We start from the raw sequence: 25,369 nt of genomic DNA, 5'->3' as shown, positions 1-25,369 counted from the left end.
GTTTGCGGTGGGATGGATGGACTGATCGCATAAGCGGAAAGGCGCCTGGCACGCGCTTCTTCCGCTCGCGCGAATTCCCGCGATTTTACGCGAAAACACCGCCCGGACCACTATTTGGAACGGCTATTTTGCCGGCCGCATTCCCGGCATCGGGAATGCGCGCCGCGCGATCCATTCAGGCGAGATGCGCCGCCGCCCCGGCATGATAAGCGCGTGGCACATAAAAGGCCGATGCCTGCCGCGTGTATTGCTGCTGCACGCATTCGCTGTACGCTTCCTTCAGCGCCAGCGGATTGTGCAGCAATTTATCCTTCCATTCCCCGAGCCGCACCTGCTGGCGGATCAATGCGCGCAGGATGCCGGAATGCTCGGTCAGGCCGATGGCATTGCAGCCGATAAGCACGTCGCGCCTGAATTCGAGGCGCAAATACCGGAAGTTGCAACTGTCTGAAAATTCGACCCACTGCCCGCCGCGCACGCCCTGCCACTGGCCGAACGACGACGAGATCAGGCCCATCGTGTCGAGTACGTCGATCTGCCGCGCGCTGCGCTGGAAGGCATGCTTTCCAGCCATGTTCAGCGCGGCGCAGTAGGCCTGGTCGGCGGCATTGGGCTGCACTCCGGAGATGATGCTGCGGCCCGTTTCAGGATCGAAGGTTTCCGCGCAATCGCCGGCCGCATAGACGCCCGGCATGCTGGTCTGCATCGATGCATCGACCACCACGCCCCGCAGGCACTTGATGCCGCAGCCCTTGAGGAATCCGATGTTCGGTTCGCTACCGACCGAATAAACGATCAAGTCCGCCTGCAGCTGCTCACCATTGGACAGGCGCACGCTGCGCGGCGACGTGCTGTCATGCGTGCAGCCGATACCAGTCACGCGTGCCGAGGTGTACACCCTGATGCCTTTTCTCTCGCACCACAGCCCGACCATCTCGCCGGCGGCCCGGCCCATCATGTTGGGTAGCATGCGGTCGCGTTTCTCGACAACGGCCAGGTGGACGCCACGCGCCGCCAGCGCTTCCATGACGATGCACCCGATGAAGCCGGCACCGATCAGCACCACGCGCGACCTCGGCTTGGCCAGCTGCATGATGGCGCGCGCATCGTCGAGCGTCCAGCATGCGTGCACGCCGGGGAGTTCGATGCCGGGAATCGCCGGTGCTCGCGGCGATGCGCCGGTCGCGATCAGGAGCCGGTCAAACTCGATGGCGCTGCCGTCGTCCATCTTCACGGTGCGCGTCCTGCCGCTGACATGATCGGCGCGCCCGGTTTTCTGCGCGATGCGCAGGCGCGAGAAATAATCCTTTTCGCGACGCAGGTAGGTGCCGGCTTCATGCAGCTGCCCGCTCAACAGCTGCGGAATCGACATGCGTGAGTAAGGCGGCTGCGGCTCGTCGCCGATCAGGAGGATATCGTCCGACGGTGCGTGCTTGCGAAGGGTTTCGGCCGCGATTACGCCCGCCGGCCCGTTGCCGATGATGACGTGTCTCATCGCAGCGCTCCCGAGCGCGCCGCCGCACCGCTTTCCCCGTGCCAGACCACCGACGATTTTTGCATTACCCCTCCCGTGGATCAGGTTTTACAAAAATCCACTATATCGGCGGTCAAACATTGTCAATTGAATAATATCAAGGGTTGCGGCCTGCCCTTCTGTCCTTGCGCAGGCAAGCAGGTCATTCAAACGGCGCGCGTCAGCCAGTGCCGCAGGAGTGATCGCCGGCAGGGTGGAGGCGGATTTAGCATGGGCAACGCACGCTGCGAAAGGGAGCATGATGCCGTTCTTTACTGCGCTCATTTCCGCGAGGATCATGGGGCATTACCATGCCATGTCCTCCCTGGCGCCGTCTATCGCCCTCAAGTCAACGCTGCATCGATTCCCATACCTTTTGCAGGCGCTTGACCGATACCGGCATCGGCGTGCGCAGCTCCTGCGCGAACAGCGACACCCGCAGCTCTTCCAGCAGCCAGCGGAATTCCTGCATTTTCGGATCGCTGCTCTTCTGTCCTTTCTGCGCGCGCTGCCACGGCATCGCCACCTGCGCCCATTCGGCCATCAGGCGCTGGTCGCGCGCGGGATCGGCACGCAGCTTGTCGAGGCGAACGCCGATCGCCTTCAGATAACGCGGAAAGTGCGCGAGCTGCGCATAGTCGTTCTCGGCGATGAAGCGCTTGCCGACCAGCACCTGCAGCTGCGACTGCATGTCCACCGCGCTCTGCGCATGCGATTTCACGCCTTGCAGCTTTTTCGGCAGCGTGTAGTACTCGGCCAGGATTTGCGATGCAAGGCGCGCGATTTCATTGACCAGCAGGCCCAGGCGCGACTTGCCTTCCTCCTTGCGCCGGTTGAACTCATCCGCATTCTTCGGCAGCGGCTCCTGCAGGCAGGCGCGCTCCAGTCCTGCCTGGATGATCTGATCGCGCAACTCTTCCTGCGTGCCGAGCGACATGAATTGCATGCCCATCTGCTGCAGGCCTGGAACGTTCTTTTCCAAGTACTTGAGCTGTTCCTTCAACTGCAATGCGAACAGGCGGCGCAGGCCGATGCGGTGCACGCGCGCCGCTTCCGCCGGGTCGTCGAACACTTCGAGGTCGCAATGCGTGGCCTTGTCCACCAGCGCCGGAAAGCCGATCAACGTCTGCTTGCCCTGCTGGATTTCGAGCAGTTCCGGAAGCTCTCCGAAGGACCAGGTGGTGAGGTTCTGATGCGCGCCGGCGCTGTGCGCCGCGCCCGATGCCGACGGCTGAGAGCCGTCGCGCCTGGAGCCGGCGGAGCCGGTTTCAGCGGGCGCAGCCACCGTCTTTTCAGCCAGCTGTTGAAATTTCTCCCGCGCCTGCCCGCCGAACTCGGCCTGCAGGGCGGGCAAATTGCGCCCCATCTCCAGTTGTCGCCCGTGTTCGTCGACAATCTTGAAATTCATGAAGTGGTGCGCCGGCAGGGTCTCCAGCTTGAAGTCGGCGGTCTTTACCGTCACGCCGGTCTGCTCGCGCACGTCGGCTATGACGGCGTCGATCAGGTCGCCCTTGCCGAATTCGGCCCGCTCGCAGAAGCCGGCCGCGTAGTCTGGCAATGGAACGCAATGGCGGCGCAATTTCTGCGGCAGCGACTTGAGCAGCATGTGCACCTTTTCCTTTAGCATGCCCGGCACCAGCCATTCGCAGCGCTCGGCCGACACCTGGTTCAGCGCGTACAGCGGAATGGTGAGCGTGACGCCGTCGCGCGCGCTGCCCGGCTCGAAGTGATAGGTCAGCGCCATGTCGACGCCGGCCACCGCCATCTTCTTCGGAAACAGGTCGGTGGTCACGCCCGCCGCCTCGTGCCGCATCAGGTCGTCACGGTTCAGGTGCAGCAGTTTCGGATTCTTTGCCGTCGCATCCTTGAGCCACTTCTCGAACGCTGCGCCGTTGTAGACATCCTGCGGGACCAGCTTGTCGTAGAACGCCGCGATCAGCTCCTCATCGACCAGCACGTCGAGCCGGCGCGACTTGTGTTCGAGGCTTTCGATCTCGCGCACAAGCTTTTGGTTGTGTGCGAGGAAAGGCGCCCGCGTCTCATAGTCGCCGCCCACCAGTGCGCTGCGGATGAAGATGTCGCGCGCTTCCTTCGGATTGATCGCGCCGAAATTGATACGCCGCTGGCTATAGACCACCAATCCATAGAGCGTCGCGCGCTCGAAGGCGGATACTTGCGCGGTACGCTTTTCCCAGCGCGGATCGCCCCAGGATTTCTTCAGCAGATGCCCCCCGACGCGCTCCAGCCACTCCGGCTGGATCTGCGCGATGCAGCGCGCGTACAGGCGCGATGTCTCCACCAGCTCGGCCGCCATGATCCAGCGCCCGGCCTTCTTCGCCAGCGACGAGCCCGGCCAGATATGGAACTTGATGCCGCGCGCGCCGAGGTACTGCGGCTCGTCTTCCATCTTGTAGCCGACATTGCCGAGCAGTCCCGTCAGCAGCGCCGTATGCAGCTGTTCGTAGGTGGCCGGCGCCTCGTTCAGGCGCCAGCCCTGCTCGCGCACCAGCGTCAGCAATTGCGAATGCACGTCGCGCCATTCGCGCAGGCGCAGCTGCGACAGGAAATTGGCGCGGCAGGACTCCATCAGCTGCTTGTTGGATTTCTTGTGCTCGACCGCATCCTCGAACCACTTCCAGATCTTCAGGTAGCTCAGGAATTCCGATTTCTCGTCCGCGAATTTTTTATGCGCGTTATCGGCGGCATCCTGCGCCTCCATCGGGCGGTCGCGCGGGTCCTGCACCGACAGCGCCGACGCGATGACCAGCATCTCGGTCAATGCCGCGTTGTCGCGCCCGGCCAGGATCATGCGTCCCACGCGCGGGTCGAGCGGCAGCTTCGCCAGCTGGCGGCCGAGCTGGGTCAACTGGTTGTCGTCGTCGGTGGCGCCGAGCTCCTGCAGCAGCTGGTAGCCATCGGCAATGGCGCGGCCCAGCGGCGGCTCGATGAACGGAAAGGTCTCGACATCGGTCAGGCGCAGCGATTTCATGCGCAGGATGACGGCCGCCAGCGACGAACGCAGGATTTCCGGATCGGTGAATTTCGGCCGCTGCTGGTAATCCTTCTCATCGTACAGTCGGATGCAGACGCCGGCAGCAACGCGGCCGCAGCGGCCGGCGCGCTGATTGGCGGCCGATTGCGCGACGGGTTCGATCTGCAGCTGCTCGACCTTGTTGCGATAGCTGTAACGCTTCACCCGAGCCAGGCCGGTATCGACCACGTAACGGATGCCGGGCACCGTCAGCGAGGTTTCGGCGACATTGGTGGCCAGCACGATGCGGCGCGCGTTGGACGGCTTGAACACGCGCTCCTGCTCCTGCACCGACAGTCGGGCGAACAGCGGCAGGATTTCCACGTGGGGCGGATGATGCTTGCGCAAGGCTTCGGCCGCATCGCGGATTTCGCGTTCGCCCGGCAGGAACACCAGCACGTCGCCAGGGCCGATGCGCGCCAGTTCGTCAACCGCGTCGACCACCGCGTCTATCAGGTCGCGCTGTTCCTTCTGCGAGGAAGGCTTGCCTTCGGTTTTGTCGTTCGATTCCACCGGCCGGTACCGGACTTCCACCGGATACAGGCGCCCCGAGACTTCGATCACCGGCGCGGGACGCTCGGGTTGGCCGAAATGCCGCGCAAAACGCTCGGCATCGATGGTGGCCGAGGTAATGATGATCTTCAGATCGGGCCGACGCGGCAGCAGCTGCTTGAGGTAGCCGAGCAGGAAATCGATATTGAGGCTGCGCTCATGCGCCTCGTCGATGATGATGGTGTCGTATTGTTTCAGCAGCGGGTCGGTCTGCGTTTCCGCCAGCAGGATACCGTCGGTCATCAGCTTGACCGACGCGCCGGCAGACAGCGTGTCGGTGAAGCGCACCTTGAAGCCGACGTGTTCGCCCAGCGGCGAGCCGAGTTCCTGCGCGATGCGCTTGGCGGTTGACGACGCGGCAATGCGGCGCGGCTGCGTGTGGCCTATCAGGCCGGACTGGCCGCGTCCCAGTTCGAGGCAGATCTTGGGTAGCTGCGTGGTTTTTCCGGAGCCGGTTTCGCCGCTGACGATGATGACTTGGTGCTTGCGCAACGCGTCGGCAATTTCCCGGCGCCGGCCCGAGACCGGCAATTCTTCGGGAAAGGTAATCGGCGGCAAGGGATTGCGCACGGCAGGCACGGTTTGCTTTGCCTGCGGCTGGCGCGGCTTGGACGGAGTTTTTCTGGCTTGTTCTAGTTCAGACATATCGGGGCGAATTATACAGAGCGAGAACGCAACGGATGCGGGCGAAAAAATGTACGGGAAGCATTGCCGGCGCGGCTGCCGCGGGTCGCTCTGTATATAATGCGCATCATGGAAAATCCAATTCAATTCGTTCAATGGCTGCGCTCGGTTGCGCCGTACATTCACGCTTTTCGCGGCAAGACCTTTGTCGTCGCCTTTCCCGGCGAATTGGTGATGGCTGGCGCGCTGCCGGTGCTAGCGCAGGACTTGTCGCTATTGCACGCACTCGGCATCAAGGTCGTGATCGTGCACGGTTCCCGTCCCCAGGTGGAAGAGCAACTCGCGCTGCGCAACCTGAAGGCGCACTACCACAATGGCCTGCGCATCACCGATGCGGCGGCCATGGAATGCGTGAAAGAGGCGGCTGGCGAATTGCGCCTGGATATCGAAGCCGCGTTCAGCCAGGGCTTGCCGAATACCCCCATGGCACATGCGGCAATCCGTATCATTTCAGGCAACTTCGTGACTGCGCGCCCGCTCGGCGTAATCGACGGCGTCGACCTGGAATTCACTGGCGTCGCGCGCAAGATTGCCTATGAGACCATTCATCCGATCTTAAGTGCCGGCGCGCTGGTGCTGCTGTCGCCGCTCGGTTTTTCGCCGACCGGCGAGGCATTCAACCTGACGATGGAAGACGTGGCGGTCGCCGCCGCGACCGCCTTGCATGCCGACAAGCTGATTTTTGTGAGCGAGACGCCGCTGATGGCGGATGCGGAAGGCCGCGACGTGCGCGAACTGACTGCCGCGCAAGCCAATGCGCTGCTAAAGACCGGCCAGTTGCCGGCCGATACGGCGTTCTACCTGCAAGCCTGCGTGAAGGCTTCGCGCGGCGGCGTGCCGCGGGTGCATATCGTGCCGTTCGAAATGGATGGCTCTGCGCTGCTGGAAATCTTCACCCACGACGGCGTCGGCACCATGGTCAGCACCGAAAACCTGGAAACGCTGCGCGAAGCGACCATTGAAGACGTCGGCGGCATCCTCAAATTGATCGAGCCGCTGGAAGCCGATGGTACGCTCGTCAAGCGCGGACGCGAGCTGATCGAGCGCGAAATCGATTATTTCTCCGTCATCGAGCACGACGGCGTGATCTTCGGCTGTGCCGCGCTGTATCCGTTCCCGGCCGAAAAGATGGCCGAAATGGCGTGCCTGACCGTCAACCCGGAAGTGCAAAGCCAGGGCGACGGCGAGCGGATCCTGCGACACATGGAAAACCGCGCGCGCGCCGCCGGCTTCAAAAAGCTGTTCGTGCTAACGACACGTACCGCGCACTGGTTCCTCAAGCGCGGTTTCATGCACGCGACGGTCGACGATTTGCCGAAAGACCGGCAGCACATGTATAACTGGCAACGAAAATCGCTGGTTTTAATCAAACAGCTTTGAACGAAACGGCGCATCATGCCGGTTCCGACATGGCAGAACATTTTTGAACGCACAAGGAGTAGAACATGGCCCGTACGGTCCACTGCATCAAACTGAACAAGGAAGCCGAAGGTCTGGATTTTCCGCCGTACCCGGGCGAACTCGGCAAGCGCATCTACGAAAACGTGTCGAAGGAAGCCTGGGCCGGCTGGCTCAAGCACCAGACCATGCTGGTCAACGAAAACCGCCTGAACCTGGCCGACGCGCGCGCGCGCAAGTACCTGGCCACGCAGATGGAACGCCACTTCTTCGGCGAAGGCGCCGACCAGGCCGCCGGCTACGTGCCGCCGACGGAATAAGACGCATCGCCTCTAAAAAAGCCCGTTGAAGCGATTCAACGGGCTTTTTTTCTGGCGAGACCCGAATGCGATGCCCCAGGTTGTCGGGCCGAAGGGAATTGGCGACTAATCCCAGGCATGGGGATCAACCTCGCCGAGCGCCTTGAACGCAGGCCTGCAAAAATAATAACCCTGCATCAGGTCGATGCCTATGCTCGCCAGATAATCCCTTTCTCTCCTTGTTTCGACGCCTTCGGCAATCACGCGGCTGCCGAGCAGACGGCTCATGTATACCAGGCCTTGCACGATGGCTTGTCGCGCGGGCATTGCATCGATGTTCCGCACCAAATCCATATCGAGCTTCAGTATCGTTGGCTGAAACTCGCTCAGCAGATTCAATCCCGCGTAACCGGCGCCGAAATCGTCGATGGCAGTCTTGAATCCAAGGCTGCTGTATTTCTGGAATATGTTCAGCAAGTGCGCCCGATCGACCACCCGCTCGTCTTCGGTCACTTCGAAGATGATGCGCTCCGCCGGAAAGCCGTATTCGCGCGCGGCGCGCAGCGTGCTTCGTATGCATGCCTCCGGCTGGTACACGGCGTTCGGCAGAAAATTGATGGATAAAAACGTATCCATCCCAAGGTGTGCCGCCGTCGAAACAGCCTTGACGCGGCAAGCCTGATCGAACTGGTAGCGGTTCGTGTCGTTGACCCGGGCCAGTACGGACCGCGCAGATTCGCCGTTAGGCCCGCGCACCAGGGCTTCATGCGCAAAGACGGTGCGCGTGGCGAGATCGACGATCGGCTGAAATGCGTATTCGAAGTCGAAGTCCAGCTTCACCCCGTTGTTGCAGCCCCTGCAACCGGACCTGCGAGGCTCGTTGTCGACCTCGTCAAGATCGATGATTGTGCGTGCGTACATGACAGTTCTCCTCGTCGATGTCATCAAGGCGATGCAGGAAAAATCCCTGGATCGGGTGCTACCGCTGACCGACCGCAGCGTGGTTGTCCAGTGCGCTTCGATGTCCAACGCGCCACGCCCCTGCCGTTCCTTCAACAGCGATCCGCGCGCTCGCGGGCGCCGGATCGCTAAAACTCCTCCCAACCGGCTCCTGCGCCTGCAAGCTGGCCGGCTCGGACCATGCGCCCTGCGGGTTCGTGCGCGATTTTCCCCGGTTGCCGCGTTAGCGCGGGCGCGCCTGCAGGTTCTGCTTTCCGGCTCCCTGCAAGATCGCCCAACTGGAATGCGCTGACCACCTGCGTCAGATCGCGCGCCTGGTCCTGCAGGCTTTGCGCGGCAGCGGCGGCTTGCTCCACCAGCGAAGCATTCTGCTGCGTCACGTCGTCGAGCTGCGCGATTGCCTGATTGATTTGATCGATGCCGCTGGTTTGTTCCTGGCTGGCTGCGGCAATCTCTTGCATGATGTCCGTGACGCGCTGGATGCTGCCCACAATCTCCTGCATGGTCTTGCCGGCATGGTCCACCAGCTTGCTGCCGGCGTCGACCTTTTCCACCGAGTCACCGATCAGGACCTTGATCTCCTTGGCGGCGCTGGCGGAACGCTGGGCCAGCGAGCGAACCTCGGACGCGACCACGGCGAAGCCGCGCCCCTGCTCGCCGGCACGTGCGGCTTCCACCGCGGCATTCAAGGCCAGGATATTGGTCTGGAAAGCGATGCCGTCGATCACGGCAATAATGTCGACGATCTTCTTTGCCGATTCGTTGATCGCGCCCATCGTATCGACCACTTGCGACACCACGGCGCCCCCCTCCCTGGCAACGTCAGAGGCCGATCTCGCCAAATGGTTAGCCTGCCGCGCATTGTCTGCGTTTTGCTTGACGGTGGAAGTCAATTCCTCCAGGGACGACGCCGTTTCCTCCAGCGAGCTTGCCTGCTCTTCGGTGCGCGACGACAGGTCCAGGTTTCCGTTTGCGATTTGCGCCGACGCCGTCGCGATGGTATCGGTGCCGCTGCGTACACGTCCCACGATGCGCACCAGGCTGTCATTCATCTCTTTCAGTGCCTGAAGCAGCTGGCCGGTTTCGTCGGTAGAGCGAATCTCAATGCGGTTGCCCAGGTCGCCGCCGGCGACCGTCTGCGCCACCTTTACCGCCTCGTTGATCGGGCGCGTGATGCTCCTGGTGATACTCCACGCAATGACTGCGCCGGCCAGAACGGCCAGCGCGCTTATCCCCAGCATCAGCGTGCGGGCGTTCACATAGGCGGCCTGCGAGTCGGCCACGGCTTGCAGGTTGAGCTTTTCCTCGGCCGTCGCCAGCTCGCTCAATGCATTAATCCAGCGCCTCTGCACCGGACGCAATTCCTTGATCAGCACTCTTGTCGCTTCCTCCGCGTTATTGGCCAGTCCCAGGTCGACCGCCTTGGCCATCACGGGAGCGGCGGCGGCGTTTTCGGCCGCGATTGCGCTCAACAGCGCTTTTTGCCTTTCCGTGGTGCCGGAACGATCGGAAAACATCCCGGTGAGCTTTTTTTCGGCCCGCGCATACCGCTCTGCCTGCAGCTTGATGCGTTCCACCTCGGGCTTCATGTCTTCCGCATCCTTCAACAATGCGAGGTTGCGCAAGGCAATCATTCTGTCATCTACCGTAACGCGCATCTCGGCCACCAAGTCGCGCTCCTCATCGTTGACACCGGTGATCTCTTCCATGCGTTGCTGCACCTGTGCCAGACGGCTCAGGCCAAGTGCGGCGGTGGCAATCAACAAAAGCAGCACCACTGAAAAACCGGCGCCAAGACGCGCACCAATTTTCAAGTTTGCGAAGATCATGTCATAGCTCCTTTGTTAGGAAATTAGTCGTAACATGCGCGATCACGACTGCGGCAGGCATGGATTTGATCGGATTCTTGCCGAACCTGAAGCAAACTTAATTGCTGTTCAGAAAAATGATATCATGGATTTGTCTAAGACAAATCAACTTATGAAAAAAGAACATCTCTCGATTTCGGCTGTTTCGGAAGACACTGGCATTGCCAAGGAAGTGTTGCGAAAGTGGGAGGAGCGTTACGGATTTCCCGTGCCCGAAAGGGATGGCGCCGGCGTTCGGCTCTATTCGGCTGAGCAAGCCAGTCGCCTGAAGGTCATCAAGCGGTTACTTGATGTCGGCATGCGCCCGGGACAGGTCGTACCGCTCGACGAGGCGGGCCTGGCGTTGCTTCTGACGCAGAGAACGCCGGAAAGCACGGTGACGGCGAAATCGCTTTTCACTGAAAACATCGTCGAATGGCTTCGTTCGCGCGACCCCGAACTGCTGCGCAACAAGCTGCAATCAACCCTCGCGCAACTGGGGCTGCGCAATTTCATCATCGATGTCATGTCCGAGATGAACGAGGAGGTCGGCGGCGCCTGGGCAGACGGCCGCATTTCGGTAAAGGATGAACATCTCTACACGGAGACCGTGCAGACGTTGGTGCGGAATGTGCTAACCGGCGTCCGGCCTACCGACGGCGCGCCGCGCATTCTTTTGACGACGGTAACCGGAGAACTGCACACGCTCGGCCTTCTGATGGCTGAAACGGTGATGTCGCTCGAAGGAGCAACGTGCATTTCGCTGGGGGCGCAAATGCCTCTGCCGGAGATTGTCGGGGCCGTAAAGGCGTACAACGCCGATATCATCGCGTTGTCGTTCAGCTCCGCCTTCCCTAAAAAGAAAATTCCACCGATATTGAGGGAATTGCGCTCACTCTGCGCCCCTGACACGGTGCTGTGGGCGGGAGGCTCCGGCGTGGTCGGACTCGACAGCACGCCAAGAGGAGTATTGCTGCACCCCACCCTCGCAAGCGGAATCAGCGCGCTGGAGAAATATCGCCAGCGCCACCCGGTTCCGAAAGCGGAAAGCGAGCAACCTCGGCAAGCATAAAAGGCAAGGGCAGGCTCAACACCTGCCCTCTTGCCGGCTGATGCTACTGGGCGCGGATCAGAACGTCATCTTCTTCACGCCTTCCGCCGTCCCCAGCAGCGCGACATCCGCGCCGCGCTGCGCGAACAAGCCGACCGTCACGACGCCGACCATGTTGTTGATCAGCGCCTCCATCTCGGCCGGACGGTCGATCTTCAGGCCGATCAGGTCGAGGATCATGCAGCCGTTATCGGTGATCAGCGGCTGGCCATCTTTCACGCGCAGGCGCGCCTCGCAGCCGAGAGCAGCCAGCTTGCGGGCCAGCGCAGCCTGCGCCATCGGGATCACCTCGACCGGCAGCGGGAAGGCGCCGAGCACGCCGACCAGCTTGGAGCCATCGGCGATGCAGACGAACCGGTCGGACACTGACGCGACGATCTTCTCGCGCGTGAGCGCCGCGCCGCCGCCCTTGATCATCGCGCCCTGCGGCGTGATTTCGTCGGCGCCGTCGATATACACCGACAGGCGTTCGACGTCGTTGAGATCGAACACCGGGATGCCGTGCGACCTGAGTCGCTGCGCGGTGGCTTCGGACGACGCGACCGCGCCCTTGATGCGGTCCTTGATCTTGCCCAGTTCATCGATGAAGAAATTGGCGGTGGAACCGGTCCCCACGCCGATGATTTCACCTTGCGGCACGTATTCGATCGCGGCGCACGCCACCGCCTGTTTCAGTTCGTCTTGAGTCATGGTGTTTTGCAAAGAAAAGAATGCGCCTATTTTAAGCGCAGCCGCTAGCGGCGGCAGTTTTTTTCGCGCAGAGACGAACCGCGGGTACCATTCGAAGGTAGACTTACTTCAAAGTATTTCTAAGATATGTTTGATTCACAAACATTACAAAAATGACAACAGTCCTCGTAGTAGACGACAGCCGTGTTTCGCGCATGCTGTCGCGGCAATTCATCCTGCAAAAGCATCCTGACTGGACCATCGCGGAAGCCGCCAGCGGCGAAGAAGCGATCGACAAGCTGCAGACCGTAACCCCCGACCTGGTCCTGCTCGACCTCAACATGCCCGGCATGGGCGGGCTGGCTGCGGTCGAAAAAATCCGTGAAAAATGCCCGACGGCGCGCATCACGCTGCTGACGGCCAATGTGCAGGACGCGATCCGCGAGCGCGCCGCCGCGCTCGGCATCGGGTTTGCCGAAAAGCCGATCACCGAAGTCCGCATCGACCAGATCATCGCCACTCTCGGGAACTAGCCATGTTCCAGCTCAGCGAACTTCAGCACGACGCCCTGCTTGAAATCTTCAATCTCGGCGTCGGACAGGCCGCCGCGGCCATGAGCCGCATCGTGAACGAAGAAGTCACGATGTCGGTGCCGATGATCGCGTTCCTGAGCCGGGCCGAAGTCGCGAAAACCCTGGGCAGCCGCGAGGGCCGCCGCATCTGCGCCATCACCCAGCATTTCGAAGGTGCCTTCAACACCGAGGCCTTCCTCATGTTCCCTGAGGAGAAAAGCCTGGAGATCGTGCGTCTGATGGTGGGCCAGTGCCTGTCCATGGAAGAGCTGTCGGAAATGGAGCAGGAGGCGATGAGCGAAATCGGCAACATCATCCTGAACTGCTGCATGGGCGCGTTCGCCAATGCATCCGGCAAGGAGCTGCGCGGTTCGCTTCCGCTTTACCACGTCGGCACCGGCGACAACATCCTCGCCGTCTCCGGCAAGGAATGGGACGGAGTGGTGCTGACGCTGAAGATCGACTTCAATATCGAGAAGCATCAGATCCACGGCTATGTCGCCTTCCTGCTCGACCTGCCGGCCTTGCACGACCTGCAGCAGTACATCGATGACTATCTCGCCAGGCTGATGGGATGAACATGTCGACCACGTCCCCGGAAACCCGGCTGCAGCTTTTCACCAGCGTCCTGGCGGCCGTCCGCACCGGCATCATCGTGTTCGACGGCGAGCAGCGCGTGGTGTTGTGGAATCGCTGGATCGAGCAGCACTCGCACCTGCCCGCATCATCGGTGCTCGGCAAGCCGTTTGGGGAAGTATTTCCCGACATGGCGGACGGCCGCACCCACATCGCGATCCGCGAGGCGCTGCGCAATAACTTCGCGTCGCTGATTTCCCAGAGCCTGAACAAGGCTCCCTTCCCGCTCTTTGCCGGGCCGGCCGATGCGGCAAGCGGCACGCGGCTGCAGCAGGCGATCCATGTGATGCCGCTGGAGGTTGCCGGGCTGCCGCGCCATTGCATGGTGCAGATCACCGACGTCAGTACGGCCGTGTCGCGCGAACGCAAGCTGCGCGAAATGGCCGTCGAGCTGGAATCGCAGACGCTGGTCGACGGCCTGACCGGCATCGCCAACCGCCGGCACTTCGACCTGCACCTGGAAGACGAATTCCGCCGCGCCAAGCGCACCGGACTGCCGCTGTCGCTGATCATGATCGATGTCGACTACTTCAAGGATTACAACGACAATTACGGCCACCAGCGCGGCGATGAATGCCTGGTGCGCATCGCGGGCGCCCTCGGCGCGGTGCTGAACCGTTCGCGCGACCTGCTGGCGCGTTATGGCGGCGAGGAGTTCGCAGTGATCCTGCCGGATACGGGCTGCGACGGCGCGCTGCAACTGGCCGAGACAATGCGCGCCGAAATCGAGGCGCTGGAGCTCGAACATGGCCATTCGGGCACCGCCACGCGGGTGACCGTGAGCCTCGGAGTGAGCACGATGGCCCCGGATCTCCTGGCCAACAGCGGCAGCCTGATCCATGCGGCCGACCGCGCGCTGTACCAGGCCAAGCGTTCCGGACGCAATGGCGTGGCGGTCTACAACGACGAACAGGCCGCCAAGGTGTAGGCCGTCTCCCCGGCTCCGATGCCGGGCTCTTCCATGACAGGAGGCAGGTATGAATACCGGTGCATCAATCCAGTTGCATGCCGCGATCGATCCGTTGCTCGCCAGTCTGTACGACGGCGTGACGGCGGCGAACGGCTTCCAGGCTTTCATCGAGGGGCTGGTCGAATCCTTCGGCCTCAAGGCGGTCACGCTGATCGTCCACCATGCCGAAACGCACGAGGTCAAAGGGCTCTGGCTGAGCGGCATCACGCCTGACTGGGTAGAGCGATACGCGCTCGACTATGCGCAGGAAGACATGCTGGCGCAACACATCGTCGCCTCCCCTGTCGCGCACTTCTATGCAAGCAACCTCGACATCGCGCATCCCGAGCGCATCCCGCACAGCCGCTTTTTCCGTGAATGGCTGGAGCCGCAGGGCGTGGCCTACGCGGCCGGCGCGATCGTGCTGCGCGAAGGCGCCTGGTGCACGCAAATCATCCTGCAACGCTCCCCGGCGCATCCCGCGTTCACGCGCACCGAGGTAGACACGCTGGACCTGCTCATGCCGCACATGCAGCGCGCGCTCCAGATGCGGGAACGCTTCGCCGATCTGCAACTGGGCCAGGATGTCCTGGCAGGCGGGCTGGACCTGCTGGCGATGCCGGCGCTGTTCTTCGACGAGCATAGCCGCGCCGCCCACCTCAACCGGCGCGCCCGGGCGCTGCTGGCGGAAAGCAGCCTGCTGCGGCTGGAAGACGGCCACCTGGTGGCCAGCAATGTGGAAGCCAGCCGCAAGCTCAATTACGAGATCGCCAGCGCGATCCAGGCCAGCCGCGGCGACGCGGCGCCCCTGAACGAAGTCGTGCTGCTGCCGCGGCCGGATCGCCTGCCCCTGATGCTGATGGTGGCGCCGCTGCGGATCGGCGCGGGACAGGCGCACGGCGCCGCCCTGGTGTTCGTGTTCGATCCCGACGACGCACCCAGCCTGACCGCGGACCGGGTGCGCAAGCTGTTCAGCCTGACCGACGCCGAAGCCGGCCTGGCGGTAGCCCTGTGCAGCGGCCGAACGCTCGACGATATCGCGCGCGAGCGCGCCGTGTCTCTCAACACCCTGAAGACCCAGCTCAGAAGCGTCTTTGCCAAGACCGGCACCAACCGCCAGACCGAACTGGTGTCGCTGCTGCTGGCCAGCCCGGCGTACTTTCTGGCGGAACGCGCCGACCTGCATTAATACCCCGCTTAAGCCTCCACCTCCCGTCCATCACCCGTTTGGGTGATGGCGGATTTGACTTTAATCAATTAGGATTCCCGCAGGTTTTTCCTAATAACATTATTAGTCCAGCGAAATATTCTTCAGACAGGGAGATACATCATGAAAGCACGGGGCACGATGAGACTGAAAGGTTTGGTGATTGCCAGCGCGATTGCGGGCGCACTGGCGGCTTGCGGCGGCTCGTCCGATACGAATACGACTTCGACTTCCCACACCATTTCCGGCAGCGCCGCCGTCGGCGCGCCGCTGGTCGGCACGGTGACGGTCAAGGATGCGCTCGGTGCCACGAAAACCGTGCAGATCGGCACCAACGGCTCCTATTCGGTCGACGTGACCGGCATGACCGCGCCGTTCGTGTTCCGCGCCTCGGGCACGGCCAACGGCCAGACCTATACCGTGCATTCCATTGCTACCGCAGCAGACACCGACGGCAAGATCAACATTACCCAGCTGACCGACCTGGTCGTCGCCAACATCGCCGGCCAGATTGCGCAAAACTACTTTGACAAGTTCACGGAAAGCAGCAATGCCACCGCCGCGACCAAGACCGCGATCGATGCTGAAGTGAGCAAGCTGAAGGAAAAGCTGCTGCCGATTCTGACCGCGCTGGGCGTGGATGCGGCCGTGGACCTGCTGCGCACTCCGTTCACTCCGCTGGCGGACAAGCTGGACAAGGCGCTCGATACGATTCAGGTCTCGGTCGATCCGAATACCAACATCGCCACCATTTCCACCCTGGTCAACTCGATCACCATCACCGACGATCTGGCGGTCAAGGCTGCAGCCGAAACTGCGCCGGCCACGCTTAGCGCGGACAACGTCGGGACTGGCGCAGCCGATACTGACCTTGTGAAGAAAGCGTTGAGCGATTTTTCAGCCAAGTTTGCGACCGGATTGCCATCCGTATCCGATCTGACTCCTCTGCTTACCACCGGCTTCCTCAACGACGACGAGGACAAAACTGCATTCCTGGGCTGGGTCAGCACCGAATCCAAGCTGGTTGGCGGTTCGTTCACCGACATCGACATTCATCAGATCGACTACAGCAACTCGTCGAAAATCATTGCGCGCATCTCGTTCACGGTCAAGACCAAGGACGGCATCGAACTGGCCCGCCTGCAGAACTGGAAAGTGCTCAAGGGGAACGACGGCGTATGGCGCCTGCACGGCAACCAGCGCGTACTCGCACTGGAAGCATTCGCCAGCGCATCCAAAGTGAACTCCGCGACGAGCTCCACATCTTCCTGCGTCAACGTCGGGCTCAATTTCAATATCGAGGATCTCAACGCCGTCAACAATAGCGTTGCCGGAACCCCCATCGACCATATTCTCGTCACGGGCCCTGGCTTGCCGTCCGGCGGCCTGCGCTACACTCAGCCCACGGTGGGCGGGCGCTGGCTCAACCAGTCGGGTCAAACGAATTACATCATGTCGTCCGATTGCGCCAACACGACGCCGGCAGTCTCCGACAGCGCTATCGCGGCGATCCCGGACGACTCGATCTACACCTTCACCGCGTATGACAGCAGCAATGCAAAGGTCAACTTCCAGTTCGGCACCACCGACGGCACCTATGGCCTCAAGATCCATCGCCGCCCAATGACGCTGGCCGAGGCCAAAGCAAGCACCGCCTTCCCGGTCATCTCGGCAGACACGGTCAGCGCATTCGCGAACTTCACGAGCGGGACGTTGTCGTTTGCGGCGAGCAACGTCAATGCATCGAAATCCGCCTGGGTGAACCTGTTGCAAAATACCAACCCGGTTGATTCCTCGCGCGACCTTGAAAATACCGTCATTCCGAAAACGGACGGTACCGTCAGCACGAGCCTTACACTGCCGGCGCTGCCGAACGGAACCAGCCTTACCTACAGCTGGCTGTGGATCGAATCGCCTGACGCGTATCGCCGCAACATGCAGACGATGTACTTCCGCTAACGACTGCAAATTCCGGGCTGCCATTTATTGGCCCGGCAAAAAAAGCCTGTCCCGCTTCAGCGGCAATGCCGTTCAGCTATGCTGAACGGCATTTTTATTTGCGCTTTTTGATATTTCGCCCCGCGCACCACCTGGCATTCTTCGCTCGTGCGCCAAATCGCCAAATTCCGCCAGCCGTTCCATGTTCGCGCCCTTGCGGACGGTTTCCGCCATGATTATCCTGTGCGACAATCGCTCGCGGTTTGGCGGCGCCCTTGCCCTCAATTGAGTGAATTTCAACGCAACCCGCAGATCGGAATTGCATGCACAACGACGACCAGATTGATTTTTCTTCCCTCTTCCCATCGAAGCGCAGTGTCGTGCGTGTCGCCGCCTTCATTCTGGGCGCGTCGATCATTGTCGGCTTGGCGCTCGGTCTATGGATCGCCCGGTATCCCGACGGCGCGCTTGCAATAGCGCTAGGAAAGACATTCGTTGTAGGTGGCCCCGCGGCTTTTAGCGGACCGGGAGGCGACTTGACTGCCATGGCGTTCGGCTTCGTGTCGGGCATATGCCTGGCCTTTGTCGCCGCCTTCATTGGCACCGCCTGGCAGATTTATCACGTCACGAAACGATATAACGCATTGCTGGCGGAGGAAAAAATGAAGGCATATCGCCGCGCCGTTGCAGGGAAATCATCGCGTCAATCCTGAATATCAACGCCCGCTACACCAGATCGAGCTGCCTGGGCCGCACGCCGGGAAAAACCCTGCCGAGCTGAGTGAGAGCGAGGCCGTACATGCGCTCGAACAGACCGGCAAGCACGGCTCGGTATTCATTCAACACCGGGTAATCGCGGTTCTGAAACAGCGACGCGGCATTCACCCGGATCTGCTCGCCGGCGACGGTTCCGCCGCGTACCGAGCCGCCCAGCACCCAGAAGACCGAGCCGTGTCCGTGATCGGTACCGCGATTCCCGTTTTCACGGAACGTGCGGCCGAATTCGGACATGACCACCACAACGGTGTTGCGCCAATCCGGCCCCATTTCCTGTGCCAGAGCCAGCAATCCTCGTCCCAGTTCATCGAAACGGCCGGCAAGGTAACCGCTGGCTCCTCCCTGGCCCACGTGCGTGTCCCATCCGCCGACGTCGACGAAACCGATGTTGTATTTGTCGCGCATCAGGCGCGCGACGCGGCGCGCCTCGGCTTCGAATCCTTTCGCGCTGATCGCGCTCCGGTTCGCGGCGTCCATTTCGCCGGCCATCTGCCGCGCGACTTCATTACGCATGGCAAATCCCTCGTCCACCTGGCGGCCGATGGGCGTGTTCTTGTACATTGACGCGATGACGTCGCTCTGACGAGCGTCGAGCGCCGGCTTGCCGATATGGCGCAAAGCCGTGTTCGGCACCTGGACCTCCCCCTGGAACACCAGCGGCAGCTGGTCGGTGAAGGATACGGGCATCGAACCGGTCAGCACGCCGGCCAGGCGATTCAGGAAGCCGGAGCGGAAATCGCGATGGCTTGCGCTCCCCTGCCCGAGCTCGATGCTGTCTTGTGTTTCAAAATGGCTGCGCGACAGGTCATCGGTTCCGGCGAACGGAATGAAGGCCGCCTGCCCCTGCATGTAAAGAGAAAAAATCGATTCCCGCAGCGCCGGATGCAAGCCCCAGTCCCCGGACAGGGCGATCGCGGAATGGAGATCGTTCGAGGGCCGGGCAATAGCGATGCTGGGGCGTGATTCATAGTAAAAATCGCTCGCCGTCGGCACCAGCAGGCTCGCGGCATCGTAGCCGCCCCGCAGGAAGACCACCAGGAGCTTGGCCGGCGCCGCCGGCGCGGCCAGCAGGCGTCCCGAGACCGACGCAAGCGGCAATGCCCCCATCCATTTCAGTAATTCGCGGCGTCGCATTCCTGGCCCTCGCAGATTATTTAACGGTACATGAATTCCGGCGCGGACAGCAGGAAGGTATTCCATTCCTGCGGCGACGTCGCCTGCGCGAGCGCCTGCAAGGTCGGCGCGCCGAGCGTCTTTTGCAGCGCTTCGTAGAAGTAGGGATTGGCGAGCTGGGGGAACGCGGGGCGGTCTTGCGCCCCTTCCGCCTTGAACAGGCCGGCGCTGCCCGAGCCGATCGCCTTGCCGATTTCAAAGCGGGTGGCCATCTGGCCCGAACTGTCCCACGCTGCGGCGGCCAGCGGATATCCGTCCGGCGTCTGCCGGCCGTACAGCGGCTCGCCCATCCGGTGCAGCCATCCGATCATCGGCGCTGCGTTAAGAATCGGCTTTTCGTCATATGCCAGCCGCACGGCCGAGACGACATAATGAACCGGGTCCTTGAATTCGCGGCCGAGCGATTGCCGGAATTCCGGCGCCGCGAATAATGCCGCCAACGTCGCGGCGATGTCGCCGTCGGTACGCAGGAAGGTGTCCGACATCCGCTGCACCAGCGCGGCTGGCGGCTGATCGCCAACGAAGAAACTGGCGATCTTGCGGCTGATGAAGCGCGCGGTGGCCGGATGCCGGCTGAGGCGGTCGATCGCTTCGTCGATTTCCGCCAACCCGCGCCCATGCACCACCTGGCCGAGCAAGACCTTGTCGCCATAGTCGTGCCGGTTGGGATTGAATTCGAACAAACCGCGGCGCACGTACTGGCCCTGCAGCTCGCGCCGCACCTTGGGGGTGCCGCTGCCGAGATTGACGCCGACGCCGGTGAGAATGCGCGCCAGTTCCTGCACATCCTTTTGCGTGTAGCCGCCGTCCACGCCCAGCGTGTGCAACTCCATCAGCTCGCGCGCATAATTCTCGTTGATGTGATTGGCCGCGTTATGTTCGTTGTCGAGGTAACGCAGCATCGCGGGATGACGGACGGTGGCCTGGAGAAGTTCGCGGAACTTTCCCAACGCATGCGGCCGAATGGCATGCTCTTCATAGTCTCCCACCATGGCCCGGAGGTTGTGCTTGCCCTGGTGAATGCTGAAGTGATTCATCCAGAACCATGTCATCTGTTCGCGCAACTGGTTGCGGGAATAGAGATCCCGCAGCAAGGAGCGCGTCGCCGCCTCTTTCGCCAGCCGGTTCAATTCTTCCTGGTATGCCTGGCGCGCGGAGCTCCTGTCGTCGTCGTTGGCGATACTGTCGAGTTGTTTGCGGCGCTCCTCGAGTTCAAGCACCAGCTGATCCACGGGGCGCTGCGAAATCGTCAGGCTGCCGATCTGCGCCTGAACCGAGGGCGGCAGCCGGTCGTCGCCGGGATGGAGTTGCTGCTCGATATATTGATCGATACCGATGGCTTTGACCTGGCGATAGGCAGAGCTGGTGCCGCCCCACGTAACGCGGTTGAGTACGGCTCCGGCATCCGCATTGCCCATGTTGATTCTTTGCGAAACTTGCGGCGCCCGGGAAGCGCAGCCTGCAATCGCCGCCAGGACGAGCGTCAAGCAGGACAGACGACGTGTTCCAGACCAGATAATTCTGTACATTATTCTTTCCTGAGATCAGGCACCTTTTCGATACCCGGGCAACGTTTCATTCTCGCATGTCGATGCCGAGACCGGTTCGTCTTGCTTATCGTGATTAACGCAAACAGGCCAAGGCGGCTGACCAGCGTGCCCAGTTGAAATGTAACGGCTTGTAGCGTGATGCGGGGAGCCGCCCGCCCATCAGAGCAGCGGTTATGGCGCCGCCATCGGGCATTATAATTTCGACATGCTGGCTCCTCAGGCCGGCACCGCCGAGCCCTCGCCCTCGCAAATCAAGCCCATCAAGGACACGAATTGGATTCCCCCGACCTTTCCCGACTGAAGATCGACCGTAGCGCGACGCCGTCCGGCGGCCATCCGAGGGGCCCGCGCAGGCGCTGGAGCCGCATCGCCATTGCAGCCATTGTGGCCATCGGCGTCGCGCTCGCCGTCGCCGCCCGCCTGCGCGGTCCCGTCAGCGTGGAAACGGTAACAGTCGCCACGGCCTACCCATCGCAGAATTACACCCTGCTCAACGCCACCGGCTACGTGGTGGCGCAGCGCAAGGCCGCGCTCTCATCGAAGGCGACCGGCCGGCTGGAATGGCTGGGCGTGCTCGAAGGCAGCCCCGTGAAGAAGGATGAACTGGTAGCGCGCCTGGAAAACAGGGACGTGTCGGCCGCGCTCAGGCAGGCCGATGCCAACATCCAGGTCGCGCGCGCCAACCTGGAACAGGGCATGGCGGAGCTGCGCGACGCCGGGCAGGCGTACCGGCGCTCGCAGGAGCTGTTGCAGCAGAAGTACATCTCGGCGGCCACGCACGACGCGGCGCAGGCCCGCTACAACAAGGCGCAGGCGGCGATCAGCGGCCTGCGCGCAGCCATCGCCGCCGCCGAGGCCAATCGCCAGGCAGCCCAGGTAGCGTTCGACCAGACCATGATCCGCGCACCGTTCGACGGCGTGGTTCTGACCAAGAACGCCAACGTCGGCGACAACATCACGCCCTTCTCCTCCGCCACAGACAGCAAGGGCGCGGTCGTGACCATCGCCGACATGGACACGCTGGAAGTGGAAGCCGACGTGTCCGAATCCAATCTCTCCAAGATCAGCGTCGGCCAGGCGGCCGAGATACAGCTCGATGCCTTTCCCGACCTGCGCCTGGCCGGCGTGGTGTCGCGCATGGTGCCGACCGTCGACCGCTCCAAGGCCACGCTGCTGGTCAAGGTGCGCTTCGTCGAGCGCGACCCGCGCGTGCTGCCCGATATGAGCGCGAAGATCGCCTTCCTGTCGCAGCCGGTGCCGCCGCAGGACAGGAAGCCGGTCACGGCGGTGCCGGCCGGCGCAGTCGTCCAGCGCGACGGCCGCAAGGTCGTGTTCGTGGTGAAGGACGACAAGGCGCGGCAGGCCGGTGTGCAGGTCGGCCGCAAGATCGGCGAGCTGCTGGAGGTGAGCGGCATTGCCGCCGGCGACAAGGTGGTGCTCAACCCGGACGACAAACTGAAGGACGGCGGTACGGTCGCGCCGGCGAAGAAATGACGCCGCTGGTCGACATCCGGCACCTGGCGAAATCCTACCGGCGCGGCGACCAGATCGTGCCGGTGCTGACCGATATCACGCTCGCCATCAACGCCGGCGATTTCACCGCGCTGATGGGCCCGAGCGGTTCCGGCAAGAGCACGCTGCTCAACCTGATCGCCGGCATCGACAAACCCGACGGCGGCATCCTGCTCGTCGACGGTCTCGACATCACGCAACTGTCCGAAGGCGAGCTGGCCGACTGGCGCGCCGCCAACGTCGGCTTCATCTTCCAGTTCTACAACCTGATGCCGGTGCTGACCGCGCTCGAAAACGTCGAACTGCCGCTGCTGCTGACCGGGCTGTCGCGCCGCGAGCGGCGCGAGCGCGCCGAGCTCACGCTCGCCATGGTCAACCTGTCCGACCGCATGGACCACTATCCGTCCGAGCTGTCGGGCGGGCAGCAGCAGCGCGTCGCCATCGCGCGCGCCATCGTCACCGATCCGACGCTGATCGTGGCCGACGAGCCGACCGGCGACCTGGACCGCCACGCCGCCGCCGACGTACTCGACCTGCTGAACCGCCTGAACCAGGAACTGGGCAAGACTATCGTCATGGTGACGCACGATGCGCATGCGGCGGAGCGGGCGCGCTCCATCGTGCGGCTCGACAAGGGCGAACTGATGCCGGCCGCGGCCTGACCATGCAGACGCTCAAGCTGATCCTGAAGAACGCGATGCGGCACAAGCTGCGCACTGCCCTGACGGTGCTCGGCCTGGTGGTGGCGACGCTCGCCTTCGGCCTGCTGCAGACGGTGGTCGGCGCCTGGTATGCCGGCGCGAATGCGGCGTCGAATACCCGGCTCGTCACGCGCAACGCGATTTCCCTGGTCTTTCCGCTGCCGCTGTCGTACGAGGCCCGGATACGCGGCATCGACGGCGTAAACGGCGTCGCCTACGGCAACTGGTTCGGCGGCATCTACCAGGAACCGAAAAATTTCTTTCCGCAATTCGCGATTTCCACGCGCAGCTATCTCGACCTGTATCCGGAATTCGTGTTGAACGACGACCAGCGCGCGGCATTCGAGCGCGACCGCAAGGGTTGCGTGGTCGGCAAGAAGCTCGCGGCACAATATGGCTTCAAGATCGGCGACGTCATCCCGCTCAAGGGCACCATCTTCCCCGGCCAGTGGGAATTCGTGGTGCGCGGGATTTACGAGGGAAAGAATGCGACCACCGATACCTCGCAATTCTTTTTCCACTGGGACTACCTCAACGAGACGATGCTCAAGACCGCCAAGCCGCGCGCCAACCAGGTCGGCTTCTACGTGGTGCGCATTGCCAATGCGGATAACGCCGCCTCGGTATCGCGCGCCATCGACACCCAGTTCAAGAACTCGCTGGCGGAGACGCTGACCGAAACCGAAAAGGCTTTCCAGCTCGGCTTCGTGTCGATGTCGGAAGCGATCGTGGTGGCGATCCGCGTGGTGTCGTTCGTGGTGATCGTCATCATCATGGCGGTGATGGCCAACACCATGGCGATGAGCGCGCGCGAGCGGCTGGCCGAGTACGCGACGCTCAAGGCGCTCGGCTTCGGCCCGGGTTTCCTGGCGCAGCTGATTTTCGGCGAATCGCTGCTGATCGCGCTGTTCGGCGCCACGCTCGGCATCGCCCTGCTGTTCCCGGTCGCGCACGCGTTCAGCGCGAAGATGGGCACGCTGTTCCCGGTGTTCGAGATCGCGCCGCGCACACTGCTGCTGCAGTTCCTGGCCGCGCTCACGGTCGGCATCGTCGCGGCCATCGCACCGACCCTGCGTTCGACCCGCGTCAACATCGTCGACGGCCTGCGGAGCATCGGATGAAGCTCCCTCTCAGCTACATCGCGCGCAACCTCTGGACCCGGCGCCTGACCACGGCACTGACCGCATCCGGCCTGGCACTGGTGGTATTCGTGTTCGCCACAGTGCTGATGCTCGACGAGGGCTTGAGGAAAACGCTGGTGACGACCGGCGAATACGACAACGTGGTGCTGATCCGGCGCGCTTCCGAAACCGAGGTGCAGAGCGGCGTCTACCGCGACCAGGCGACCATCGCGGCCAGCCATCCATCGATCGCACTGGGCGCCGACGGCGAGCCGCTGGTGTCGAAGGAAACGGTAGTGCTGATCGCGCTCAACAAGCGCGGCACCGACAAGCCGGCCAACGTGGTGATCCGCGGCGTAGGCAAGCTCGGGCTGGCGCTGCGCCCGCAGATCCGCCTGTCGGCCGGTCGCATGTTCCGTCCCGGATCGTCGGAAATCATCACCGGCAGCGGCATCGCCAAGCGCTTCTCCGGAACCGCCGTCGGCGAGACGCTGCGCTTCGGCCAGCGCGACTGGACCGTGGTCGGCACCTTCGATGCCGGCAACAGCGGCTTCGATTCGGAAATCTGGGGCGACGCCGACCAGCTGATGCAGGCGTTCCGCCGGCCGGTGTATTCCTCGGTGATCGTGCGCCTGAACGACAGCAGGGAATTCGACGCCTTCAAGAAGGACATCGAGGGCGACCAGCGCCTGACGCTGGAAGCCAAGCGCGAGCAGTCCTTCTACGCCGACCAGTCGAAGGCGCTGTCCACCTTCATCAGCATCCTCGGCATGACCTTGTCGATCATCTTTTCGATCGGCGCCATGATCGGCGCGATGATCACGATGTATGCGTCGGTCGCCAACCGGGTGGCGGAAATCGGCACGCTGCGCGCGCTCGGCTTCCGGCGGCGCAGCATCCTGGCGGCGTTCCTGGCGGAGTCGCTGCTGCTGGCGCTGATCGGTGGCGCGGCGGGGCTGTTCTTCGCGTCCTTCATGCAGTTTCTCTCGTTCTCGACGGTGAACTTCCAGTCGTTTTCCGAGCTGGCATTCGGCTTCACGCTCAACCCGGCCATCGTGATCAAGTCGCTGCTCTTCGCGCTGCTGATGGGTTTTGTCGGCGGCTTTTTGCCGGCGCTGCGCGCCGGGCGGATGAAGATCGTGGATTCGTTGCGGGCAGCGTAGGGAAAC

The 25,369-nt window shown here is 62.5% G+C and carries 22 protein-coding genes; 13 read left to right on the top strand and 9 right to left on the bottom strand.

Going from position 1 to position 25,369, the window contains the following annotated elements; translation table 11 throughout:
• Nucleotides 1–175: 175 nt before the first annotated feature.
• The 3 genes from FAY22_RS04670 to hrpA form a co-directional block, all read right to left on the bottom strand.
• Entirely contained in the window at nucleotides 176–1,495 is a 1,320-nt protein-coding gene (locus FAY22_RS04670) for an NAD(P)/FAD-dependent oxidoreductase (RefSeq protein WP_146329136.1), read from the bottom strand.
• An 87-nt stretch (nucleotides 1,496–1,582) separates the two neighbouring features.
• Nucleotides 1,583–1,813 carry a hypothetical protein gene (locus FAY22_RS04665; protein ID WP_146329135.1) on the bottom strand — a complete coding sequence of 77 codons (231 nt, stop codon included), beginning with the start codon at nucleotides 1,811–1,813 and terminating at the stop codon, nucleotides 1,583–1,585.
• A 49-nt stretch (nucleotides 1,814–1,862) separates the two neighbouring features.
• Complete coding sequence (hrpA, locus tag FAY22_RS04660; protein WP_146329134.1) at nucleotides 1,863–5,741, bottom strand: ATP-dependent RNA helicase HrpA; 3,879 nt, start codon at nucleotides 5,739–5,741, stop codon at nucleotides 1,863–1,865.
• A 108-nt stretch (nucleotides 5,742–5,849) separates the two neighbouring features.
• Between hrpA and argA the strand changes: the two genes are divergently transcribed.
• Nucleotides 5,850–7,160 carry an amino-acid N-acetyltransferase gene (gene argA, locus FAY22_RS04655; protein ID WP_146329133.1) on the top strand — a complete coding sequence of 437 codons (1,311 nt, stop codon included), beginning with the start codon at nucleotides 5,850–5,852 and terminating at the stop codon, nucleotides 7,158–7,160.
• Between the two features lie 65 nt (nucleotides 7,161–7,225).
• The gene (locus tag FAY22_RS04650) at nucleotides 7,226–7,498 is read left to right on the top strand and encodes an oxidative damage protection protein (protein WP_040039754.1); all 273 of its coding nucleotides are present in this window, start codon (nucleotides 7,226–7,228) and stop codon (nucleotides 7,496–7,498) included.
• A gap of 105 nt (nucleotides 7,499–7,603) precedes the next feature.
• Here the strand turns inward: FAY22_RS04650 and FAY22_RS04645 are convergent, their stop codons facing one another.
• Both FAY22_RS04645 and FAY22_RS04640 read right to left on the bottom strand, forming a co-directional pair.
• On the bottom strand, nucleotides 7,604–8,398 hold the full coding sequence (locus FAY22_RS04645; protein ID WP_146333235.1) for an EAL domain-containing protein: 795 nt from the start codon (nucleotides 8,396–8,398) through the stop codon (nucleotides 7,604–7,606).
• Between the two features lie 167 nt (nucleotides 8,399–8,565).
• Entirely contained in the window at nucleotides 8,566–10,266 is a 1,701-nt protein-coding gene (locus FAY22_RS04640; protein WP_146329132.1) for a methyl-accepting chemotaxis protein, read from the bottom strand.
• 34 nt (nucleotides 10,267–10,300) lie between these two features.
• Here FAY22_RS04640 and FAY22_RS04635 point away from each other — a divergent pair, with 34 nt between their 5' ends.
• On the top strand, nucleotides 10,301–11,356 hold the full coding sequence (locus FAY22_RS04635) for a MerR family transcriptional regulator (protein WP_146329131.1): 1,056 nt from the start codon (nucleotides 10,301–10,303) through the stop codon (nucleotides 11,354–11,356).
• A gap of 57 nt (nucleotides 11,357–11,413) precedes the next feature.
• Here FAY22_RS04635 and rpiA read toward each other — a convergent pair whose 3' ends face one another.
• Nucleotides 11,414–12,085: a ribose-5-phosphate isomerase RpiA gene (rpiA, locus tag FAY22_RS04630; protein WP_146329130.1), complete on the bottom strand. Its 672-nt coding sequence runs from the start codon at nucleotides 12,083–12,085 to the stop codon at nucleotides 11,414–11,416.
• A gap of 152 nt (nucleotides 12,086–12,237) precedes the next feature.
• Here rpiA and FAY22_RS04625 point away from each other — a divergent pair, with 152 nt between their 5' ends.
• From FAY22_RS04625 to FAY22_RS04605, 5 genes are all read left to right on the top strand, one after another.
• The gene (locus FAY22_RS04625) at nucleotides 12,238–12,597 is read left to right on the top strand and encodes a response regulator transcription factor (protein ID WP_146329129.1); all 360 of its coding nucleotides are present in this window, start codon (nucleotides 12,238–12,240) and stop codon (nucleotides 12,595–12,597) included.
• Nucleotides 12,598–12,599: 2 nt separating this feature from the next.
• Nucleotides 12,600–13,214 (top strand): chemotaxis protein CheC, encoded by a 615-nt coding sequence (locus FAY22_RS04620; RefSeq protein ID WP_146329128.1) that lies wholly within the window; start codon nucleotides 12,600–12,602, stop codon nucleotides 13,212–13,214.
• A gap of 2 nt (nucleotides 13,215–13,216) precedes the next feature.
• On the top strand, nucleotides 13,217–14,200 hold the full coding sequence (locus FAY22_RS04615; RefSeq protein ID WP_146329127.1) for a diguanylate cyclase: 984 nt from the start codon (nucleotides 13,217–13,219) through the stop codon (nucleotides 14,198–14,200).
• A 49-nt stretch (nucleotides 14,201–14,249) separates the two neighbouring features.
• The gene (locus tag FAY22_RS04610) at nucleotides 14,250–15,410 is read left to right on the top strand and encodes a helix-turn-helix transcriptional regulator (RefSeq protein WP_146329126.1); all 1,161 of its coding nucleotides are present in this window, start codon (nucleotides 14,250–14,252) and stop codon (nucleotides 15,408–15,410) included.
• Nucleotides 15,411–15,551: 141 nt separating this feature from the next.
• Nucleotides 15,552–17,387, top strand: coding sequence for a hypothetical protein (locus tag FAY22_RS04605; protein WP_146329125.1), 1,836 nt, complete (start codon nucleotides 15,552–15,554; stop codon nucleotides 17,385–17,387).
• Between the two features lie 72 nt (nucleotides 17,388–17,459).
• On the opposite strand, the gene FAY22_RS21940 is transcribed toward FAY22_RS04605, so the two are convergent.
• Complete coding sequence (locus FAY22_RS21940) at nucleotides 17,460–17,600, bottom strand: hypothetical protein (RefSeq protein ID WP_168204772.1); 141 nt, start codon at nucleotides 17,598–17,600, stop codon at nucleotides 17,460–17,462.
• Between the two features lie 89 nt (nucleotides 17,601–17,689).
• Here FAY22_RS21940 and FAY22_RS04600 point away from each other — a divergent pair, with 89 nt between their 5' ends.
• Nucleotides 17,690–18,079 carry a hypothetical protein gene (locus FAY22_RS04600; RefSeq protein ID WP_146329124.1) on the top strand — a complete coding sequence of 130 codons (390 nt, stop codon included), beginning with the start codon at nucleotides 17,690–17,692 and terminating at the stop codon, nucleotides 18,077–18,079.
• A 13-nt stretch (nucleotides 18,080–18,092) separates the two neighbouring features.
• Here FAY22_RS04600 and FAY22_RS04595 read toward each other — a convergent pair whose 3' ends face one another.
• Nucleotides 18,093–19,277, bottom strand: a complete 1,185-nt coding sequence (locus FAY22_RS04595; protein ID WP_146329123.1) for a DUF1501 domain-containing protein — start codon at nucleotides 19,275–19,277, stop codon at nucleotides 18,093–18,095.
• Between the two features lie 20 nt (nucleotides 19,278–19,297).
• Nucleotides 19,298–20,734 carry a DUF1800 domain-containing protein gene (locus FAY22_RS04590; RefSeq protein WP_246860656.1) on the bottom strand — a complete coding sequence of 479 codons (1,437 nt, stop codon included), beginning with the start codon at nucleotides 20,732–20,734 and terminating at the stop codon, nucleotides 19,298–19,300.
• Between the two features lie 405 nt (nucleotides 20,735–21,139).
• Here FAY22_RS04590 and FAY22_RS04585 point away from each other — a divergent pair, with 405 nt between their 5' ends.
• Genes FAY22_RS04585 through FAY22_RS04570 form a run of 4 tightly spaced genes read left to right on the top strand, consistent with a single transcriptional unit; the run spans nucleotide 21,140 to nucleotide 25,363 of the window.
• The gene (locus tag FAY22_RS04585; RefSeq protein ID WP_146329121.1) at nucleotides 21,140–22,360 is read left to right on the top strand and encodes an efflux RND transporter periplasmic adaptor subunit; all 1,221 of its coding nucleotides are present in this window, start codon (nucleotides 21,140–21,142) and stop codon (nucleotides 22,358–22,360) included.
• Nucleotides 22,357–23,040 carry an ABC transporter ATP-binding protein gene (locus tag FAY22_RS04580; RefSeq protein ID WP_146329120.1) on the top strand — a complete coding sequence of 228 codons (684 nt, stop codon included), beginning with the start codon at nucleotides 22,357–22,359 and terminating at the stop codon, nucleotides 23,038–23,040. The genes FAY22_RS04585 and FAY22_RS04580 overlap by 4 nt, the downstream gene beginning before the upstream one ends.
• Before the next feature lie 2 nt (nucleotides 23,041–23,042).
• The gene (locus FAY22_RS04575) at nucleotides 23,043–24,200 is read left to right on the top strand and encodes an ABC transporter permease (RefSeq protein WP_146329119.1); all 1,158 of its coding nucleotides are present in this window, start codon (nucleotides 23,043–23,045) and stop codon (nucleotides 24,198–24,200) included.
• Nucleotides 24,197–25,363 carry an ABC transporter permease gene (locus tag FAY22_RS04570; protein WP_146329118.1) on the top strand — a complete coding sequence of 389 codons (1,167 nt, stop codon included), beginning with the start codon at nucleotides 24,197–24,199 and terminating at the stop codon, nucleotides 25,361–25,363. The genes FAY22_RS04575 and FAY22_RS04570 overlap by 4 nt, the downstream gene beginning before the upstream one ends.
• Nucleotides 25,364–25,369 lie beyond the last annotated feature (6 nt).

This window comes from Noviherbaspirillum sp. UKPF54, from assembly GCF_007874125.1.
GTDB lineage: Bacteria > Pseudomonadota > Gammaproteobacteria > Burkholderiales > Burkholderiaceae_D > Noviherbaspirillum.
This window is presented reverse-complemented; position numbering and strand designations above follow the sequence as displayed.